Origin of the sequence: Diaminobutyricibacter sp. McL0608 (assembly GCF_039613825.1) — a bacterium.
Lineage (GTDB): Bacteria > Actinomycetota > Actinomycetes > Actinomycetales > Microbacteriaceae > Diaminobutyricibacter.
On record NZ_CP154826.1, the window covers coordinates 2,451,244 to 2,467,911 of the forward strand.

12 protein-coding genes and 3 rRNA genes are annotated in these 16,668 nt (G+C 62.9%); 2 read left to right on the forward strand and 13 right to left on the reverse strand.

All coding sequences use genetic code 11. The features are described from left to right. The 9 genes from AAYO93_RS11615 to tyrS all read right to left on the reverse strand — a co-directional run bounded on the left by AAYO93_RS11615 (position 1) and on the right by tyrS (position 11,780). Positions 1–918, reverse strand: coding sequence for an NAD kinase (locus AAYO93_RS11615; protein ID WP_345761349.1), 918 nt, complete (start codon positions 916–918; stop codon positions 1–3). Between the two features lie 5 nt (positions 919–923). Continuing rightward, positions 924–1,724, reverse strand: a complete 801-nt coding sequence (locus tag AAYO93_RS11620) for a TlyA family RNA methyltransferase (RefSeq protein ID WP_345761350.1) — start codon at positions 1,722–1,724, stop codon at positions 924–926. Beyond that, positions 1,717–1,884, reverse strand: a complete 168-nt coding sequence (locus AAYO93_RS11625; RefSeq protein WP_345761351.1) for a hypothetical protein — start codon at positions 1,882–1,884, stop codon at positions 1,717–1,719. The genes AAYO93_RS11620 and AAYO93_RS11625 overlap by 8 nt, the downstream gene beginning before the upstream one ends. Positions 1,885–1,919: 35 nt before the next feature. Then, a complete protein-coding gene (locus tag AAYO93_RS11630) occupies positions 1,920–2,945 on the reverse strand; it encodes an HAD-IIA family hydrolase (protein WP_345761352.1) in 1,026 nt (341 codons plus the stop codon). Then, the gene (locus AAYO93_RS11635; protein ID WP_345761353.1) at positions 2,920–4,326 is read right to left on the reverse strand and encodes a tetratricopeptide repeat protein; all 1,407 of its coding nucleotides are present in this window, start codon (positions 4,324–4,326) and stop codon (positions 2,920–2,922) included. The genes AAYO93_RS11630 and AAYO93_RS11635 overlap by 26 nt, the downstream gene beginning before the upstream one ends. Before the next feature lie 119 nt (positions 4,327–4,445). Further along, a 5S ribosomal RNA gene (gene rrf / locus AAYO93_RS11640) occupies positions 4,446–4,562 on the reverse strand. Between the two features lie 139 nt (positions 4,563–4,701). Next, positions 4,702–7,815: ribosomal RNA gene (locus AAYO93_RS11645) — 23S ribosomal RNA — on the reverse strand. Between the two features lie 421 nt (positions 7,816–8,236). Then, positions 8,237–9,758 (reverse strand): 16S ribosomal RNA (locus AAYO93_RS11650). The 16S, 23S and 5S rRNA genes sit together here, the layout of an rRNA operon. 720 nt (positions 9,759–10,478) lie before the next feature. Continuing rightward, on the reverse strand, positions 10,479–11,780 hold the full coding sequence (gene tyrS / locus AAYO93_RS11655) for a tyrosine--tRNA ligase (RefSeq protein ID WP_345761354.1): 1,302 nt from the start codon (positions 11,778–11,780) through the stop codon (positions 10,479–10,481). A gap of 136 nt (positions 11,781–11,916) precedes the next feature. On the opposite strand from tyrS, the gene AAYO93_RS11660 reads away from it, so the two are divergent. Both AAYO93_RS11660 and AAYO93_RS11665 read left to right on the forward strand, forming a co-directional pair. After that, on the forward strand, positions 11,917–12,564 hold the full coding sequence (locus AAYO93_RS11660; RefSeq protein ID WP_345761355.1) for a DNA-binding protein: 648 nt from the start codon (positions 11,917–11,919) through the stop codon (positions 12,562–12,564). Then, positions 12,561–13,163, forward strand: coding sequence for a hypothetical protein (locus tag AAYO93_RS11665; RefSeq protein ID WP_345761356.1), 603 nt, complete (start codon positions 12,561–12,563; stop codon positions 13,161–13,163). The genes AAYO93_RS11660 and AAYO93_RS11665 overlap by 4 nt, the downstream gene beginning before the upstream one ends. A 47-nt stretch (positions 13,164–13,210) precedes the next feature. Here the strand turns inward: AAYO93_RS11665 and AAYO93_RS11670 are convergent, their stop codons facing one another. From AAYO93_RS11670 to AAYO93_RS11685, 4 genes are read right to left on the reverse strand one after another with little or no spacing between them, the layout of a single operon-like run. After that, entirely contained in the window at positions 13,211–13,831 is a 621-nt protein-coding gene (locus tag AAYO93_RS11670; RefSeq protein WP_345761357.1) for a DNA-3-methyladenine glycosylase, read from the reverse strand. Further along, positions 13,831–13,965: a hypothetical protein gene (locus AAYO93_RS11675; protein ID WP_345761358.1), complete on the reverse strand. Its 135-nt coding sequence runs from the start codon at positions 13,963–13,965 to the stop codon at positions 13,831–13,833. Before AAYO93_RS11675 ends, AAYO93_RS11670 begins: the two co-directional genes overlap by 1 nt. After that, the gene (gene argH, locus AAYO93_RS11680; protein ID WP_345761359.1) at positions 13,962–15,416 is read right to left on the reverse strand and encodes an argininosuccinate lyase; all 1,455 of its coding nucleotides are present in this window, start codon (positions 15,414–15,416) and stop codon (positions 13,962–13,964) included. Before argH ends, AAYO93_RS11675 begins: the two co-directional genes overlap by 4 nt. A gap of 6 nt (positions 15,417–15,422) precedes the next feature. Next, positions 15,423–16,622 carry an argininosuccinate synthase gene (locus tag AAYO93_RS11685; protein ID WP_345761360.1) on the reverse strand — a complete coding sequence of 400 codons (1,200 nt, stop codon included), beginning with the start codon at positions 16,620–16,622 and terminating at the stop codon, positions 15,423–15,425. Between the last annotated feature and the right edge of the window lie 46 nt (positions 16,623–16,668).

A 16,668-nucleotide genomic window follows, 5' to 3' on the forward strand; every position in this document is an offset into this window, starting at 1 on the left:
TCATTCACGACCCGCCGGCCCCCGCCATCCCGTCACCGGGAGATCGAACTTGTGGACGAGGCGGTCGGTGAATGGTCCCGGGTGAAGCCGCGCCAGCCGCACCGGGATCGGCGAACGCCGAACGACGACACGGGCGCCCGGCGGGAGGTCGAACGCGCGCCGCCCGTCGCACCAGAGGATGCCCGCACCGCCCGCCCTGTCGAGCACTTCCACAGCGAGCGAGGACTCCGCATCGACCACGAGCGGTCGGGCGAAGAGTGCGTGCGCGCTCAGCGGCACCAGCAGCAGGGCCGCCACCCCCGGCCAGACGACCGGGCCGCCCGCGGAGAACGAATACGCCGTCGATCCGGTGGGGGTCGACATCACGACGCCGTCGCAGCCGAAACTCTCCATGGGACGCCCGTCGACTTCGATGACGACCTCGAGCATCCGCTCGCGGCTCGCCTTCTCGACGGTGGCCTCATTGAGCGCCCAGCTTTCGTACACCACCTGGTTGTCGACCTTGACACGTGCCGACAGCGTCATACGCTCCTCGACCGTGTAGTCGTTGGCGAGCCCGCGGGCCACCGCCTCACGCAGGTCATCGCGCTCGCTCTCGGCGAGGAACCCCACATGGCCCAGGTTGACCCCGAGAAGCGGCGCGCCGCATCCGCGCACCAGCTCGGCCGCACGCAGGATCGTGCCGTCGCCCCCGAGCACGATGACCAGTTCGAGTTCTTCGGGGCGCACGTCCGCGCCGAGGACGGCGACTTCGACGAGCCCCGGCTCAGCCGCGAGCAGATCACGCCGCTCGTCTTCACTGAGCACAGGGGTGGCTCCGGCTTCCAGGAGCTGGGAGCAGACGGCGACGCCCGCATCGAGCGAATCCTGTCTGCCTGTGTGCGCAACGACGAGGATGTACCGTGCAGGTGCATCCATAGGCGTCACGCTCCAACCATCGCGTTGATCTCGTTCAACCATTCTGTCGGATTGCGACCCGTCGTCGCGCTCAGCCAGACAAGATACTCATGATTTCCTTGGCTGCCCACGATTGTGGAGGAGACGATGCCGGCCGTTCCGATGCCCAGATCCTGCGCAGCCCACAAGACGTTCGCCACCGCATCCGCCCTCAGCGCCGGCTCCCGAACGATACCCTCGCGGATCCCCGTCCGACCGACCTCGAATTGCGGTTTGACCAGGAGCACGAAGTCCGCGCCATCAGCGGCGGTCTCGACGAGCGCCGGCAGCACCATCCGCAGCGAGATGAAGGAGAGATCGCCGACGACGAGGTCGGGTCGGGTGGTCTCGCCGAGCAGACCGGCGAGCGACTCAGCTGTCAGGGTCCGCGCGTTGACGCCTTCGAACGATCGCAGTCGCGGCTCGCGCGTCAATTCCGGAGCGAGCTGCCCGTGGCCGACGTCGATCGCGATCACGAGCCGCGCATCCCGCTCCAGCAGGACCTGACTGAACCCGCCGGTCGACGCGCCGACATCCATCGCGACGCGTCCGCGGACCGGCACACCGAACGCGTCGAGGGCGCCGATGAGTTTGTGCGCCCCGCGGCTCACGTAGCGGTCGGTCACTGCGACCTCGATCAGCTGGTCGTCGCCGACCTTGGAAGCGGCCTTCACGACTCCTTCACCGTCGACGGTCACCAGCCCGTCGGCGATCAGTTTGGCAGCGTGCGAGCGGGAGCGGGCGAGTCCGCGCTCCGTCATCGCGACGTCGAGGCGGCCCTCAGCCATGGGTGCGCGGAACGTCCCCACCCTCGAGCAGCTGACGCAGTTCGTCGTGCACCTGCGTGTACGCCTCGGCGCGCGAAGCCAGCGGCTGGTCTTCGATCACGCGCAGGCGCGGCATGAGGGCGTCGTCGAGCGCGGTCGCAATGTCGTCGTCGGGTGTCACGTCTCTACGGTAGCGCGTGCGCACGCCATCACGGCTCAGGTGTACAGCCGTTCGGGCACGTTGAGCCCGTAGATCGCCCTGCCGGAGGTCCAGATCACCGCGGTCGCGGCTCGAAGCAGGTCGATCTCGGAGGTTCCTTCCGCCACGATCTGCACATCGTCACCGCTGATCCGGACGCTGGCGTCACCCACCGTCGCGGTCGAGTCGTCCTTGGAGAATCGCGTCTGCGGGTACGGCTCCGCGAGCCCGCGGAGATCCTCGAGGATGTACGTCGGGCGCGACTTCGCGTCGGCGGCGATGAGCTGTTTCGCACGGTCGATCCCCGTGAGAACGTGTACCGACGGGATGCCCGCCCGGTTCGCGCCGAGGATGTCCGTGTCGAGCCTGTCGCCGATGAAGAGCGGTGACTGGGCACCGAACCGTGCGGTCGCTTCTTCGAAGATCGCCACCTCCGGCTTGCCCGCGACGAGCGGCAGCCGTCCGGTGGCCGTGTGGACCGCGGACACCAGGGTTCCGTTGCCGGGAGCGATCCCGCGAGCGACAGGAATGGTCCAGTCCGTGTTGGTCGCGACCCAGGGACGCTCCTCGACGGTGCTGCGCTGCAGCGCGAACGACGCCTCCGCCAGGTCTTTCCAGCCGAGGTCCGGGTGGAAGCCCTGAATGACCGCTGCCGGATCGTCGTCGGCCGACCGCACCACGGCGAAGCCGGCCTTCTCGACTTCGTGCACGAGGCCTTCCCCGCCGACGACCAGGATGCTGGAGCCGGGCGCGACGTGCTGCGCCAGAAGCCGGACCGCCGCCTGCGGCGACGTGACGATGTCGGAGGGCTGGACGTGCAGTCCCAGGTCGGTCAGGTGCTCGGCGACGGATGCGTCTGTGCGGGACGCATTGTTGGTGATGTATCCGACGCGCACGCTCTCGGCCGCCGCGTTGAGACTTTCCACGGCGTGCGGGATCGCCCGCTGCCCGGCATAGACCACACCATCCAGATCGGCGAGGACGACATCGACACCGTCGAGCGGTGCCGTTCCTTCGCTACGCTTTCGCCGGAAGATCGCCATCGCGTCCGTCTTCGCCCTCGATCTCGTCCGCCGTACCGTCGTCGGCTGCGCTGTCGTCTTCGCCCTCGACGATCTCGATGTCGTCGTCTTCGTCCTCGAACTCGATGACGACGTCGCCTTCGCTTTCGTCGTCGAGCGTCGCGCCCAGCGCATCGCCGGCGCTCGGCGCTTCGGACGCATCGATGGCGACATCCGCGTCGGCATCGTCGCGTTCGATCTCTTCTTCGACCACGTCGACGGTCTCGTCGTCGCCTGCGCCGCGCGCCACCCCGATCGCCTGTTCGGCCCGAGCAGCACGGTCGCGCCACGTCGACGCGTCCTCTTCGCGCCCGAGTTCGTCGAGCACATCGCCGTAGGCGTGGAACAGCTCCGGGCTCCACGAGTACGCCCGGTTGGGGTCGAGCTGGGCGATCTCCAGCTCCGCCAGCGCTTCGTCGTTCTGGCCGAGGTCGAGACGCGCACCGGACATTGCGATGGCGAGTGAGACCTGCACTTCGGTGGGAAGCGACGCTCGGTCGACGGACCGCCCGAGCTCGAGTGCCCGGTCCGGACGCCCGACGCCTCGCTCACTGTCCACCATCAGCGGGAGTTGGTCGTTGGAGCCGCTGATTCGTCGGAAGGTGCGCAGCTCACGCAGCGCAAGCCCGAAGTCGCCGGTCGCGTAGGCGGTGATGGCCAGAGTCTCGCGAACGACTGCGACGCGGCCGGCCCGTCGTGCAGCAGAGAGCGCATGCTGGTGCGCGAGCTCGGGCTCGTCTTCGATGAGCTGGGCGGCCATCACCAAGTGGCGCGCCACCCAGTCTGCGTTGTCTTTGCTCAGTGTTTTCAGTTCAGCGCGCGCGACTTTGTCGAGGTCCCGGGCCTGGATGGCCTCAGGGATCTCGGGGTCGTCGTGTCGCGTACGCACCGAACGCAGTTCGCGGGCAAGGCGTTCCTCTTCGGTGAGGGCACGCTCGTAGTCGCGTGCGTCCCGGTCGCCGCGCGCAGGCTTGCCGTCGCGCGTCCACAGCTTCTTCGGACCGCCGTCACGGCCTCCACTGCTGTCGGGCTTCCCGTCCCGCTTCCACGGCTGGCCGCTCTTCGAGTCGCCGGGTTTGCCGTCCCGCTTCCACGGCTGGCCGCTCTTCGAGTCGCCGGGTTTGCCGCCCCGCCACGGTTCTCCACCCGTTGTTTTTCGGGGTGCGCCGCTCCCGTGCTTGTCGCCCGCGTTGCGGTCGCTGTTTCCGCTGCGCGCGGGCCGGCTGTGTTCACCGTTCCCGCTGGGCCGGCTGCCCTGGGGGCGTCCGCCGGTGTGACGTGAGATGTCCCGTCGCTGCCCGTCCCGCTGGGGCCGGTCGCCTTCGCGGTTGGGTTTCTGCTCGTCTGACGGTGAGTCGCTCACGTCTTCTCCTGTTTGTGTGGGGCGCAGCATTGCAAGCCTACGGCTGTGTCCCGGTGGATTTCTGGGGTGACTTAAACGCAAAATGGCCACCCATCACTGGGTGGCCATTTCACAAAGAAGTCCGGCGGTGTCCTACTCTCCCACAGGGTCCCCCCTGCAGTACCATCGGCGCAGAGAGTCTTAGCTTCCGGGTTCGGAATGTAACCGGGCGTTTCCCTCTCGCTATGGCCGCCGAAACACTATTGATGTATCAAAAGTGAACGAACAATCATTGCTGATTGATTCGGTTCTCGACCGTACATCGAGAACCACATAGTGGACGCAAGCATTCTCATGGCCCCTCATACCAGCCTTACAACATGTATGAGAGTAATGATTATCAAGATATCGGCTTATTAGTACCGGTCAGCTCCATGGGTCTTTAGTCCCCACTTCCACATCCGGCCTATCAACCCAGTAGTCTAGCTGGGAGCCTCTCGCCCGAAGGCATGGAAATCTCATCTTAAGGCCGGCTTCCCGCTTAGATGCTTTCAGCGGTTATCCATCCCGAACGTAGCTAATCAGCGGTGCTCCTGGCGGAACAACTGACACACCAGAGGTTCGTCCAACCCGGTCCTCTCGTACTAGGGTCAGATCCTTTCAAATTTCCTACGCGCGCAGCGGATAGGGACCGAACTGTCTCACGACGTTCTAAACCCAGCTCGCGTACCGCTTTAATGGGCGAACAGCCCAACCCTTGGGACCTACTCCAGCCCCAGGATGCGACGAGCCGACATCGAGGTGCCAAACCATGCCGTCGATATGGACTCTTGGGCAAGATCAGCCTGTTATCCCCGAGGTACCTTTTATCCGTTGAGCGACAGCGCTTCCACAAGCCACTGCCGGATCACTAGTCCCGACTTTCGTCCCTGCTCGACTTGTCAGTCTCACAGTCAAGCTCCCTTGTGCACTTACACTCGACACCTGATTGCCAACCAGGTTGAGGGAACCTTTGGGCGCCTCCGTTACTTTTTGGGAGGCAACCGCCCCAGTTAAACTACCCACCAGGCACTGTCCCTGAACCGGATTACGGTTCGAAGTTAGATATCCAGAGTGACCAGAGTGGTATTTCAACAATGACTCCACCGACACTAGCGTGCCAGCTTCAAAGTCTCCCACCTATCCTACACAAGCCACACCGAACACCAATACCAAGCTGTAGTAAAGGTCACGGGGTCTTTCCGTCCTGCTGCGCGTAACGAGCATCTTTACTCGTAGTGCAATTTCGCCGAGTTCGCGGTTGAGACAGCTGGGAAGTCGTTACGCCATTCGTGCAGGTCGGAACTTACCCGACAAGGAATTTCGCTACCTTAGGATGGTTATAGTTACCACCGCCGTTTACTGGGGCTTAAATTCGAGCTTCGCCGAAGCTAACCCTTCCTCTTAACCTTCCAGCACCGGGCAGGCGTCAGTCCGTATACATCGTCTTGCGACTTAGCACGGACCTGTGTTTTTAGTAAACAGTCGCTTCCCACTGGTCTCTGCGGCCTTCAAACGCTCCAGGAGTAAATCCCTTCACGCATCAGGCCCCCCTTCTCCCGAAGTTACGGGGGCATTTTGCCGAGTTCCTTAACCACGATTCTCTCGATCTCCTTGGTATTCTCTACCTGACCACCTGAGTCGGTTTGGGGTACGGGCGGCTGGAACCTCGCGTCGATGCTTTTCTTGGCAGCATAGGATCACCGATTTCGTCAATTAAGACTACCCATCGTGCCTGGGCCTATATGAGGGACGGATTTGCCTATCCCTCGGCTTACACACTTAGACCGGGACAACCATCGCCCGGCTCGGCTACCTTCCTGCGTCACACCTGTTAATACGCTAACCGCACCAGCATAGGGTCGTGTGCTAGGCCCGCTCGTCTAGGCCCGAAGGCTTCGATCAAGGGGATTCAGACACTTAGCATTACTGGATTAGTTTGGGCGGTTCTTCGCCGGTACGGGAATATCAACCCGTTGTCCATCGACTACGCCTGTCGGCCTCGCCTTAGGTCCCGACTTACCCAGGGCGGATTAGCCTGGCCCTGGAACCCTTGGTCTTTCGGAGGACGGGTTTCTCACCCGTCTTTCGCTACTCATGCCTGCATTCTCACTCGTGTAGCCTCCACGGCTGGTTTACACCGCCGCTTCGCTGGCCACACGACGCTCTCCTACCCATCAACACGGCTGGACCACGAAGGCCTACCACTAATGTCAATGCCACAACTTCGGTGGCGTGCTTGAGCCCCGTTACATTGTCGGCGCGGAATCACTTGACCAGTGAGCTATTACGCACTCTTTCAAGGGTGGCTGCTTCTAAGCCAACCTCCTGGTTGTCTGTGCAACTCCACATCCTTTCCCACTTAGCACGCGCTTTGGGACCTTAGTTGGTGGTCTGGGTTGTTTCCCTCTCGACGATGAAGCTTATCCCCCACCGTCTCACTGCTGCGCTCTCACTTACCGGCATTCGGAGTTTGGCTGACGTCAGTAACCTTTTGGGGCCCATCGGCCATCCAGTAGCTCTACCTCCGGCAAGAAACACGCAACGCTGCACCTAAATGCATTTCGGAGAGAACCAGCTATCACGAAGTTTGATTGGCCTTTCACCCCTATCCACAGCTCATCCCCTCCATTTTCAACTGAAGTGGGTTCGGTCCTCCACGACGTCTTACCGTCGCTTCAACCTGGCCATGGATAGATCACTTCGCTTCGGGTCTAGGACATGCGACTGAATCGCCCTATTCAGACTCGCTTTCGCTACGGCTACCCCACTCGGGTTAACCTCGCCACATATCGCTAACTCGCAGGCTCATTCTTCAAAAGGCACGCTGTCACCCCTACAAGGAGGCTCCAACGGTTTGTAAGCAAACGGTTTCAGGTACTATTTCACTCCCCTCCCGGGGTACTTTTCACCTTTCCCTCACGGTACTTGTCCGCTATCGGTCATCTGGGAGTATTTAGGCTTATCAGGTGGTCCTGACAGATTCACACGGGATTTCTCGGGCCCCGTGCTACTTGGGATACTCTTCGGGTGATTGCTGCATTTCGACTACGGGGTTGGCACCCTCTGTGACTGGCCTTTCAATGCCATTCGTCTATACAACGTTCTAACCCTTGCTGTTCGGCAGAATCAGCTGAAAAGTCCCGCAACCCCGACCATGCAACGCCTGCCGGCTATCACACATGATCGGTTTAGCCTCTTCCGGTTTCGCTCGCCACTACTAACGGAATCGCTTTTGCTTTCTCTTCCTGTGGGTACTGAGATGTTTCACTTCCCCACGTTCCCTCTACCCGCCCTATATATTCAGGCGGGAGTCACTGGGTCACCTTACGGGCCCAGCGGGGTTTCCCCATTCGGAAATCCTCGGATCAAAGTTCGTTTATCAACTCCCCGAGGCTTATCGCAGATTACTACGTCCTTCTTCGGCTCCAGATGCCAAGGCATCCACCGTTTGCTCTTAGAATCTTGAAATCACATGAGTTTGAATCGATTTCTCATAAGAAAAATTGACCAATGATTAGTCAGAACATCCCGAAGGATGTTCCTAAAATCTTTTGTGATTGATCCCGAAGGATCAATCTAAGATGCTCGCGTCCACTGTGTAGTTCTCAAAGTACGGGCGGTACCTTTTCTGCAACTCGAGTTATGAGCGCAAGAAAAGGTCCAGAGGTCCAGGTTCTCATCCAAGCGGATGAGGTCCGGTCCCTCAGGACCCAACAGCGTGCATGTGCGGTGCTTCCAGGTTCGTAGTGTTCCTTCTCCGAAGAGCGTACTGACTTCGAGCCGTTCGGCTCCGCACCAATGTCAATGTTCCACCCATGAGCTACCAGCTGAAACGTTTGTTCAGATCTGGCGTGCCTGGACACTCCGAGGAGTGCCAGATGCTCCTTAGAAAGGAGGTGATCCAGCCGCACCTTCCGGTACGGCTACCTTGTTACGACTTAGTCCTAATCACCGATCCCACCTTCGACGGCTCCTTCCACAAGGGTTAGGCCACCGGCTTCGGGTGTTACCGACTTTCATGACTTGACGGGCGGTGTGTACAAGGCCCGGGAACGTATTCACCGCAGCGTTGCTGATCTGCGATTACTAGCGACTCCGACTTCATGAGGTCGAGTTGCAGACCTCAATCCGAACTGAGACCGGCTTTTTGGGATTCGCTCCACCTTACGGTATTGCAGCCCTTTGTACCGGCCATTGTAGCATGCGTGAAGCCCAAGACATAAGGGGCATGATGATTTGACGTCATCCCCACCTTCCTCCGAGTTGACCCCGGCAGTCTCCTATGAGTTCCCACCATTACGTGCTGGCAACATAGAACGAGGGTTGCGCTCGTTGCGGGACTTAACCCAACATCTCACGACACGAGCTGACGACAACCATGCACCACCTGTATACCGACCTTGCGGGGCGACTGTTTCCAGCCGTTTCCGGTATATGTCAAGCCTTGGTAAGGTTCTTCGCGTTGCATCGAATTAATCCGCATGCTCCGCCGCTTGTGCGGGCCCCCGTCAATTCCTTTGAGTTTTAGCCTTGCGGCCGTACTCCCCAGGCGGGGAACTTAATGCGTTAGCTGCGACACGGAGACCGTGGAATGGTCCCCACATCTAGTTCCCAACGTTTACGGCGTGGACTACCAGGGTATCTAATCCTGTTCGCTCCCCACGCTTTCGCTCCTCAGCGTCAGTTACGGCCCAGAGATCTGCCTTCGCCATCGGTGTTCCTCCTGATATCTGCGCATTCCACCGCTACACCAGGAATTCCAATCTCCCCTACCGCACTCTAGTTTGCCCGTACCCACTGCAGGCCCGAGGTTGAGCCTCGGGATTTCACAGCAGACGCGACAAACCGCCTACGAGCTCTTTACGCCCAATAATTCCGGACAACGCTTGCACCCTACGTATTACCGCGGCTGCTGGCACGTAGTTAGCCGGTGCTTTTTCTGCAGGTACCGTCACTTTCGCTTCTTCCCTACTAAAAGAGGTTTACAACCCGAAGGCCGTCGTCCCTCACGCGGCGTTGCTGCATCAGGCTTGCGCCCATTGTGCAATATTCCCCACTGCTGCCTCCCGTAGGAGTCTGGGCCGTGTCTCAGTCCCAGTGTGGCCGGTCACCCTCTCAGGCCGGCTACCCGTCGTCGGCTTGGTGAGCCGTTACCTCACCAACTACCTGATAGGCCGCGAGTCCATCCTTGACCGAAATTCTTTCCACCCCCTGGAGATGCCTCCGAGGGTCGTATCCGGTATTAGCTTCGGTTTCCCGAGGTTATCCCAGAGTCAAGGGCAGGTTACTCACGTGTTACTCACCCGTTCGCCACTGATCCAGAGGAGCAAGCTCCTCTTTCACCGTTCGACTTGCATGTGTTAAGCACGCCGCCAGCGTTCGTCCTGAGCCAGGATCAAACTCTCCATAAATGTTTGATTGCTCGAAGCGCAAGCGCTTCGGCACATCTAGTGCAGAAGGCCACCGGAATGGGTGAGCCTCACTGCAAGTTTGAAACTGACAGAACAAATCATTACTGACTTGCTTTGTTGTTTAATCTGTTTCCAAAGGAATCTCTCACGTAGCCGAAGCTACGAGTCGAGGTTTTTGGCATTTGACATTGTGCACGCTGTTGAGTTCTCAAGGATCGGACGCTCCCAATTTTCAGCCTCTCGGCCTTCTCTTTGGGGCAACTTCTCTACCTTACCACTCTCATTCGCTTTGTCAAATCGGCCGTTTCGCGTTATTCCGGCGATCCGTATTCGGACACAACCGTTTCACGCGATCCGAGCCAGTTAGACCTGCTCAGTGAGTGGGTTTTCCATCCTATGCGCTCAGACAAACTCCTTCAAGAGGAGCTTTGCTTTATGCTTAGGATTGGTCCCGCTTGAGGCCGAGAAGCTCTTCCGCTTCCCGCACCTTTGGGGTGACAAGTAAGTACTTTACGCAGGTCCCCGGGACCTCGCAAATCTGGGATGCAGCCCGGGCGTGTCGCCCCCTTCACGCACCCCTCGTAGCGTCGGACTTCCGCGGAATCACACGGATCTGTGGGCGTATGAGCCCGCGGCGCTGCCTGAAAAGGCGCCCAGAAACGACGATGGCGCGCACCGGCCGAAGCCGATACGCGCCACCATCGAAGCGGGAAACCAGGGCTACTCGAGGAAGACGCCGGCGAGGGTCTTCTTGCCTCGACGGAGCACCGCCATGCGACCGGCCAGCAGGGACAGGCTGAGCGGCGCATCTCCGTCCGCCACTTTGTCGTTGTTCACATAGACGCCGCCCTGGGCGATCGCCCGCCTGGCTTCACCGAGGCTCGCAGTGAGTCCGGTGTCCACGAGCGCCTGGGCGACCGTGGCCGTCGGCACGGTCGTGGTGTTCGGCAGCTCCCGCAGCGCGCTCTCCAGCGTCACCGCATCGAGCTCCGCGAGTTCCCCGCGACCGAAGAGCGCCTCCGCCGCCTTGATCGCCGCATCCGTCGCCTCCGGTCCGTGGACGAGACTCGTCACTTCGTATGCGAGTCGGCGCTGCGCCTCCCGCCGGAAGGGCTCGTCCTTCACCGCGACTTCGAGCCTCTCGATCTCGGCGCGCGTCAGGAACGTGAAGACCTTGAGCCGGTCGATGACATCGGAGTCGTCGGTGTTGACCCAGAACTGGTAGAGCGCGTACGGGCTCGTGAGGTTCGGGTCGAGCCAGATGGCGTTCCCCTCGCTCTTTCCGAACTTCGTTCCGTCGCTGTTGGTGATCAATGGCGTCCCGATCGCATGCGCACCGACGTGCTCCACGCGTCGGATCAGATCCGTCCCGCTGGTGAGATTGCCCCATTGGTCGCTGCCTCCGGTCTGGAGGATGCATCCGTACGTTCGGAAGAGTTCGAGGTAGTCGAGGCCCTGGAGGATCTGGTAGCTGAACTCTGTGTAGCTGATGCCCTCGTCGGAGTTGAGGCGCGCGGCCACCGCATCCTTCTTCAGCATCGTGCCGATGCGGTAGTGCTTGCCTATCTCGCGGAGGAAGTCGATCGCTGACAGCGGGGCCGTCCAGTCGAGGTTGTTGACGAGTCGCGCTGGATTACCGCCCTCGAAGCTGAGGAACCGCGAGACCTGCGCCTGGAGGTACCCGACCCACTCGCTCACGGTCTCCCTCGTGTTCAGGGTGCGTTCGGCGGTGGGTTTCGGGTCTCCGATCAGTCCGGTCGATCCGCCGACGAGCGCGAGCGGCCGGTGCCCGGCCAGCTGGAGACGCCGCATCAGCAGCAGCTGCACCAGGTTGCCGAGATGCAGGCTCTGTGCCGTGGGGTCGAACCCGCAGTAGTAGGTGATCGGCTCTCCAGACAGCAGTTGTTTCAGCGCATCCGGATCGGTCGAGACATGGACCAGGCCACGCCAGACGATCTCCTCCCACAGGTCGTCGAAGGTCGGATCGTTGGCTTGAGCGCTGAGAATGGCCGAGTCTGACACGAGTTTTACAGTAGCAGCGCACTTCGGCGCGATTCACGTTATGCACAATGAGGTCTCAGGATCTATTTCATTCACTATTAGGCTTGAGAATCTAATGTGAAGTGAATTAGACTCTGAGGCCTAAGCAGGAGGTGTCATGTTCGTCATCACCGCCGACCAGGTCGACAGCCGGTCGCGCCCCGACATCGTAGGCGAAACCCTGAGCCGGCTCAACGAGGAGCACGCGGTTCGGCTCGTCCTCCCCGTGGACCGCAACGCCGGCGACGAGCTCCAGGTGCTCACCGATGACGCCGGTACGGCCCTTGCGATCGTCCTCGATCTCACCCGCGGCGGCTCCTGGAGCGTCGGGCTCGGAATCGGCTCCGTCCGACTCCCCCTTCCGGCCGAGACCCGCGAAGCCAGCGGGGATGCGTTCATCGCGGCACGCGAAGCGGTCCGGCGCGCCAAGAAAGCCGCGACGCGCTTCGCGATCGACGTCGTCGTCGCCGACACCGCGGGACGCGCGAACGTCGGGTGGCCGAGCGCCGCGGACGCGGAGGCACTGGTCAACCTGGCCCTCGTCATCCGCGAGCGCCGGACGGTTGCAGGCTGGGAGCTGTACGACCTCGTCTCCGCCGGTCTCACCCAGGCGGATGCGGCCGCGAAGCTCGGCATCACTGCCCCGTCAGCAAGTTCCCGGGCCCGCGCTGCAGCGGTGCGCCCGGAGCTCGCGGCCCTGCCTGCCCTCACTAGGCTGTTGGAGAACGTCGACCGAGCGAACACACGAACGGATCCCGCGGAATGACCCCTTACGTCCACCTCCTGCTCGCCCTCGGACCGATCGCCTTCTGGGCCGGAGTGCTCGTGATGGTCATGACGAGTCTCGTCTGCGCCGCGTTCACGACCCGTTTCCCGCGACGGGCCCTCGTCTACATCTCGGCGATCACGCTCGCGGTCGCGTTCGTCGCCGCTGCAGTGCCGGGTCCGGATGCGCCGCCGTTGGTCAGAGTCCTCCTCGGTGTCGGCGTGCTCGCGCTCAGCGTCGTCGGCGGCGGCCCGGCCGCACAACTCGTCCTCGCTCTCGCATCCCGCGGCAGCGTGACGGCGGGGCTGCACGGCGGCATCGTCATCGACCAGCGCGCGACCGCGGACAACCCGTATGGCGGAACGCGCGAGGTGCTGCGCGGCGGGACCTTCATCGGCTATCTCGAACGATTCGCCACCGCGGGGGCGATCATGGCGGGATTCCCGGAAGCCATCGCGGTACTCATCGCGATCAAGGGCGTCGGGCGATTCACCGAACTCGAAGCGGCCGAAGCCCGTGAGCGATTCATCATCGGCACGCTGGTCAGCCTGATCTGGGCCTGCGTGTGCGCCGGGGTCTTCCGGCTCGCGGTCGCCTGAGCCTCCGGTCGCCTGACACGCCCCAAGCCCCCGCGATCGCACTGTCCTCAGGCTTTCGGATGCCTGCGATACGGCGACACCGTCGGGTCCCCTGGTATCCAGTAACGCCAGGGGAACTCGACTCCGCCCCCTGCCCCGCTGACACCGGTCCTCGGTCCGCTCGCCGCGTCGACCGCATCCTCGGCCAGCCGAAGTCCGAACGGCGGGACGAGCAGATCGGCACCGCCGTCGTCGAGTGCGATGCCCATCGCGACGACCAGCCGGGCCGGCCCGCGTGCCAGGTCCCGGATTGGCACGGACAGCCCGCGCCGCTCGCGGGCGAGCTCCTCTCCCCCGACGATCTCGCCTCCGCGCAGGAGCACGGCCGACGCGACGCCCTCGGGAGAACAGACGACGTTGGCGCAGACGTGCATGCCGTACGTGAAGTACGTGTACAGGTGACCGGGAGGGCCGTACATCACGCCGTTGCGACGGGTGCGCCCGCGGAAGGCATGCGAACCTGGGTCGATGCCGTCGCCGACATATGCTTCGACCTCGGTGATGCGCAAGGAGACGGCACCCTCTGCGGTCTCGTGGGTCAGCACGGCGCCGAGCAGGCGCGGGCCGACCTCGAGGGCCGACGCCGCGAAAAACTCCCGCGAGGGGGTGGACAGAGCGGGCCCGGCCACTAGAACATCCGCCAGCCGTTCACGACGACGATCACGATTCCGACGACGACGATCACCCCGGCGACGACAGCGATCGCCGGGATGATCCACGGATACTTCGGTGAACGCTTCTCACGACGGGCGGAACCGGTCATGTCAGGTTCCTTCTGGCCGCCACGAAAGCCGGGGTCAGCATCCGCACCCGCTCAGTGAGAGCCGCGAGCTGCTCGCGCACGCGGTCCGGGGCGGTTCCGCCGACGCCGTCGCGACTGGACACCGACCCCTCGATGGTGAGGATGCCGCGCACGTCAGGGGTGAGCAGGGGTGAGACGGATGCGAGACCGGCGTCGTCGAGGTCGGCGAGCTCCAGGCCCCGCTCCTCCGCGTGCTTGACCAGGTTGCCGGTGATCTCATGCGCGTCGCGGAACGGCACCCGCCGCTTGACCAGCCATTCGGCGACATCCGTCGCGAGCGAGAAGCCCTGGGGTGCGAGCTCGGCCATGCGCTCGGTGTGGAACCTCATTGTCGCGACCATCCCGGTGAACGCGGGAAGCACGACTTCGAGGGTGGTCACCGAATCGAACACCGGCTCCTTGTCCTCCTGCAGATCGCGGTTGTACGCGAGCGGCATCCCCTTGAGCGTAGTGAGCAGTCCGGTCAGGTTGCCGATCAGTCGGCCGGCCTTGCCACGCGTCAGCTCGGCGATGTCGGGGTTCTTCTTCTGCGGCATGATCGACGAACCCGTCGAGTACGAATCGTCGAGCGTGACGAAGCCGAACTCGCGCGTGTTCCAGATGATGATCTCCTCCGCGAATCGCGAGAGGTCGATCCCGACCTGCGCCGTGACGTAGGCGAACTCGGCGACCACGTCACGGCTGGCCGTTCCGTCGATCGAGTTCTCCACGCTGCGCGCGAAGCCGAGCTCGGATGCGACCAGCCCGGCGTCGAGTCCGAGGGTGGAACCGGCGAGCGCGCCCGAACCGTATGGCGAGACGTTGGCCCGCTTGTCCCAGTCGGCCAGTCGTTCGAGATCGCGCACGAGCGGCCAGCAATGCGCGAGCAGGTGATGCGCGAGCAGGACCGGCTGAGCGTGCTGGAGGTGGGTGCGGCCGGGAAGGATGGCCGTCGGATGCGCATCCGCTTGGGAGGCGATCGCGTCGACTAGCGCGATCAGCTGCTCCGCGATCGTGCCGGCGTGGTCGCGCAGGTAGAGTCGCACCAGTGTCGCGATCTGGTCGTTACGGCTGCGCCCCGCGCGGAGTTTGCCGCCCAGCTCGGATCCCGCTCGGTCGATCAGGCCGCGCTCAAGGGCCGAATGCACGTCCTCGTCGGCCTCGTCCGCGGCGAACTCCCCCGATGCGACGGCCGCATCGAGGTCATTCAGCGCAGCGAGCATGCCGCTGAGTTCGTCATCGGTCAGATAGCCGGCCGCGGCGAGCGCTGTGGCATGCGCACGCGAGCCGGCGATGTCATATGCCGCGAGCTGCCAGTCGAACTGGGTCGACTTGCTCAGCGCGGCGAGCTCGGGCGACGGACCACCGGCGAACCGGCCGCCCCACAGGGCGCCGGCCTCGCCCGCGCGGTTCTCGGAATCGTGCTTCGTCACGGCGCCCTACTGGCCGGCGAGGTCGCGACGGGCCGAGATCTTGCTCGGCAGCGACCACAGCTCGATGAAGCCCTTCGCCAGCGACTGGTCGAAGGTGTCGCCCGTGTCGTAGGTGGCGAGGTTGAAGTCGTAGAGGCTCTCGCCGCTGCGGCGGCCGGTGACCACCGCGGTGCCGGCGTGGAGCTTGAGGCGGATGTCGCCGGTGACGTGACGCTGGGTCTCGTCGATGAAGACATCCAATGCCCTCTTCAGGCCGGAGAACCAGAGGCCGTCGTAGACGAGTTCGGCCCACTTGGCCTCGACACCGCGCTTGTAGCGGGCCACGTCGCGCTCCACAGTGATGTTCTCGAGCTCTTCGTGAGCCGCGATCAGCGCGATGCCGGCCGGAGATTCGTAGACCTCGCGGCTCTTGATGCCGACGAGGCGGTCCTCGACGATGTCGATCCGGCCAACACCCTGGCCGCCTGCGACGGCGTTCATGAGTTGGACGGCCTCGAGCGGCGTGACCGGCTTGCCGTCGATCGCGACCGGGACGCCCTCGCTGAAGCTGATGACGACCTCGACGGCATCCCGCGGCACGGCCGGGTCCTCCGAATAGGTGTACAGGTCTTCGATCGGCGCGTTCCAGGGGTCTTCGAGGAAGCCGGTCTCGACGGCACGACCCCAGACGTTCTGGTCGATGGAGTACGGGCTCTTCTTCGACTGCTCGATCGGCAGGTTGTGCTCGGCCGCGTAGACGATGGCCTTGTCGCGGGTCAGCGCGAAGTCACGCACCGGCGCGAGCGAGGTCAGGTCTGGGGCGAGTGCGGCCACTGCGGCCTCGAAGCGCACCTGGTCGTTGCCCTTGCCGGTGCAGCCGTGTGCGACGCTGTCGGCGCCGAGCGCCTTCGCGGTCTCGGCCAGGTGCTTGGCGATGACGGGGCGACTCAACGCCGACACGAGGGGATAGCGCTTCTGGTACAGCGCATTCGCCTTGAGGGCAGGCATCAGGTAGTCGTTCGCGAACTCGTCCTTCGCATCTACGACGACCGCTTCGACGGCACCGCAGTCGAGCGCACGCTGGCGGATCGCCTCCATGTCCTCGCCGCCCTGGCCGACGTCGACCGCGAGCGCGACGACCTCCTTACCGGTCGCATCCTTCAGCCAGCCGATGCCGACCGAGGTGTCGAGTCCGCCCGAATATGCGAGCACAACGCGTTCAGCCATGGTTCTCCTTCAATGATCAGTTCGAGTTTATGGTCTTGGGTGTCAG

Excerpts from the sequence above, each read along its gene's own strand:
- AAYO93_RS11615 (WP_345761349.1), bottom strand. The coding sequence starts at position 918 with ATGGATGCACCTGCACGGTACATCCTCGTCGTTGCGCACACAGGCAGA.
- AAYO93_RS11620 (WP_345761350.1), bottom strand. The coding sequence starts at position 1,724 with ATGGCTGAGGGCCGCCTCGACGTCGCGATGACGGAGCGCGGACTCGCC.
- AAYO93_RS11630 (WP_345761352.1), bottom strand. The coding sequence starts at position 2,945 with ATGGCGATCTTCCGGCGAAAGCGTAGCGAAGGAACGGCACCGCTCGAC.
- AAYO93_RS11660 (WP_345761355.1), top strand. The coding sequence starts at position 11,917 with ATGTTCGTCATCACCGCCGACCAGGTCGACAGCCGGTCGCGCCCCGAC.
- AAYO93_RS11665 (WP_345761356.1), top strand. The coding sequence starts at position 12,561 with ATGACCCCTTACGTCCACCTCCTGCTCGCCCTCGGACCGATCGCCTTC.
- AAYO93_RS11675 (WP_345761358.1), bottom strand. The coding sequence starts at position 13,965 with ATGACCGGTTCCGCCCGTCGTGAGAAGCGTTCACCGAAGTATCCGTGG.
- AAYO93_RS11685 (WP_345761360.1), bottom strand. The coding sequence starts at position 16,622 with ATGGCTGAACGCGTTGTGCTCGCATATTCGGGCGGACTCGACACCTCG.